The following is a 2,145-nucleotide window of genomic DNA, read 5'->3' as shown; positions in this document are numbered from 1 at the left end:
GGGTGTACGGTCGCACCTCACGGAGCAGCCAGTAGAAAAGGAAAAAACCGAGAGCGCTGCTGAAAATGCCGAGAAACAGGATTGCCTCAACAGCGCTCATGTCCCACCGTGTAGATTTGCCGCGATCAAGCAGCAGGCTGGCGACGCCGATCAGGATTGCAGCGCTCACGGAGAGGCATCCGCTAACTGTCAACGGCGGCAGATGCCCGAGGTGTCTCTGAGCTGTGATACCCGACCAGGATCCCAGCAAAACCACCACGACGATTGCCACCACGCCGCCAACCTCTGAGGAAGACGACCTGGCAGAGTGCATGACACAGATAATGCCGATCACGCCAGATAAAAGACCGATTAGCACACCTCGGCTAAGACGCCGGCGATGCGACGGTGCACAGGCGATCACTTCCAGAAGGAGGACTACAAGAGGCGAGGCAGAAAAGAGGATAGAGGTCAGGCCGCTGGAAACCCTCCCCGCGGACCAGCCGATCATACAAAACGGAATCACAATCGTAAGCAAGCTGAAACCGATAAGCATTGGCCATTCACGCAATGCCGGCAAAGACTCGCGCCGCAATTTCATCCCGACCAGTAACACGACACTCGCGATCAGAAACCTGAGCGCGACCGACCGCAGCACTGGCATATGTTGCACGGAGACACGAATCGCCGCCCATGTACTTCCCCATAGAAGAGAGAGCAGGAGAAATCCGCCGAGATGTTTGCGTGAACGCATCCTCTTCCGCTCTCCTGGATCGTGCTCTGCCTTTCTCCGCGGGAATCGACGATCAAGCGCTGATGCGCGCTGGAAAGGCCCCGGAACTCCGCACGAGAATAACCGGTTCGCGCTGCCCGCCGGTCAAACGTCGAAGCTCTTCCATCACCAGAAGCAGCCCTTCGGGAAGATCCTCCTCGTTGCGCCACGCCATCCCCATTTGAGATCCTTGCACCGATTCACGGAATGGCAGGYGAATCACACCGGGGAATTGCAGCTGCGCTGAAGACGTACCTGCCATGGCAACCACTCTGCCTCCGGCGACGATTGCGAGCCTTGCATTGTGGTCGATCGGGCCTTCGACGAGACGCACCGGGGCCACGCCGTGTTGCGCAAGCGCGGCCAGCGCGAGAGGTGTGCACCGCAAACACTCCTTCGCACTTACCGTCAGCAGCGGTTCATGTACGAACTCCGCGACGGAGATCTCTGTCATGGAGGAGTAAGGTTCACGGTCCGGCAGAACCGCAACCATGGACTCTGAGCACAGATTTTCAAACTGAACCTCCTCAGCGTAGACCGGCAGGGTCATCATCAACAGATCGACCCTGCGCGATTGCAAAGCCTGCAACCTCTCGCCGGGCACCATTGCCTGAAACTCCATCTGAACTTCGGGGTGTCGCTCCGCCATGGAACGAAGCAGTTTTGGAAGCACTTCAAACTGTCCAGCCTGACTGCAGCAGATGCGCACCGGCCGTGATGCCTCAGCCTGCTTCATGCGATTGCCTGCCTGCTCCAATTGCTCAAGAACCGCCCGAGCTACGCCAAGGAGCTCCCCGCCGGCTGCGGTGATCGAGACACCTTGCCGGGAGCGCTCGAAAAGACGCACCTCAAAACTTTCTTCCAGAGATTTGATCTGTGCCGTAAGCGTTGGCTGCGACATGTACAGCAGCCGGGCTGCCTTGGCATAGTTCAGAGTCTCGGCAAGCACGAGGAAAGATCGAAACTGGCTAATCCGGAAATCCATTCGAACTCTCCTCAGACACATGGATGGAGCTTCGCCGATAGCATGAGCTGTTCAGCCGACAATTATGGGAAGGAATGATTTCTTTTAGAAATGATGCTGAAGTGCGCTGTTGACCGCGATCTTAACACGATCTTTATCTTCCTTCAAGACAAAGGCCTCCGCCTCCGCCTGGACGCAGGGGAGCGGGAGCTCAGTTGATACGCAAACGATTCTTTAAACAATGTCTGGATGAAGAGCCGTTCTCCGGAACGACTGAACGTTTTCGCCCGTTCCGATCATCAGAGCCTAACGTATTGCTCTGATCTGCAGCATTTTCCCGTGATAGTCCGCCGGATTCACGTCGCGCATCCAGGTAGACTTACGGCCAGATTGCGTAAGGTTGATTACGTCCACATCAACACGTATCGGC

Annotated in this window: 2 protein-coding genes; both read right to left on the bottom strand. The window is 56.7% G+C overall.

All coding sequences use genetic code 11. The features are described 5' to 3' along the window. Positions 1-733, bottom strand: a 733-nt coding sequence (locus AB4043_RS23340) for a DMT family transporter (protein WP_442308241.1), incomplete at its 3' end; no start/stop codon positions are given. Positions 734-785: 52 nt separating this feature from the next. Next, a complete protein-coding gene (locus AB4043_RS23335; protein ID WP_442308240.1) occupies positions 786-1,736 on the bottom strand; it encodes a LysR substrate-binding domain-containing protein in 951 nt (316 codons plus the stop codon). Between the last annotated feature and the right edge of the window lie 409 nt (positions 1,737-2,145).

The organism is Terriglobus sp. YAF25 (assembly GCF_052113305.1).
Lineage (GTDB): Bacteria > Acidobacteriota > Terriglobia > Terriglobales > Acidobacteriaceae > Terriglobus.
This window is presented reverse-complemented; position numbering and strand designations above follow the sequence as displayed.